Here is a 633-nt window from a genome sequence, read left to right on the forward strand (position 1 = left end):
CGATCGCGAGCTGCCCGACTATAGCGGCTACTTCCCAACGGTTGCTGACGAGATCCGCAAGGAGCGGCGGCAGCGTTTGAGGAAGCTTGTGCGGCACCCGCAATTGCGCGAACTGGTGATCGAGCAGTTGAAGGCGCTGTGGTCCCCGGAACAGATCGCCGGTCGTCTGCTCGCCGATGGCGTGAGCGCCGTGCGGGTCTGTACCGAGACGATCTATCGCTTCATCTACGGCAAGGAAGATCAGGCGCTGGAGCTCTATCAGCATCTGGCGGAAGGTCGCCGCAAACGCCGCTCCCGCGGCTCGAGGAAACCCCGCGACGGCACTTTTCCTGCTGCCTGCAGGATATCGCAACGTCCTGATTTCATTGGTGATCGTTCGCAGTTCGGGCATTGGGAAGGCGACTTGTTGATCTTCCAACGTGACTTGGGCAACGCCAACGTCACGTCCTTGGTTGAGCGCAAGAGCCGCTACACCGTCATGATCAAGAACCCCAGCCGGCACTCACGACCGATCATGGACAAGATCATCGAAACGTTCTCTCCCTTGCCAGCCTTTGCCCGGCAGAGCTTCACCTTTGATCGCGGCACGGAGTTCGCCGGCTTCAGGGCTTTGGAAGATGGCATCGGCGCGCG

The 633-nt window shown here is 60.5% G+C and carries 1 protein-coding gene; it reads left to right on the plus strand.

Annotated elements, in window-relative coordinates; genetic code table 11:
* Positions 1–633: IS30 family transposase (locus tag IB265_RS36260; RefSeq protein ID WP_192496229.1), on the plus strand; the 633-nt coding region annotated here is incomplete at both ends.

This window comes from Ensifer sp. ENS10 (genome assembly GCF_014852025.1).
Lineage (GTDB): Bacteria > Pseudomonadota > Alphaproteobacteria > Rhizobiales > Rhizobiaceae > Ensifer.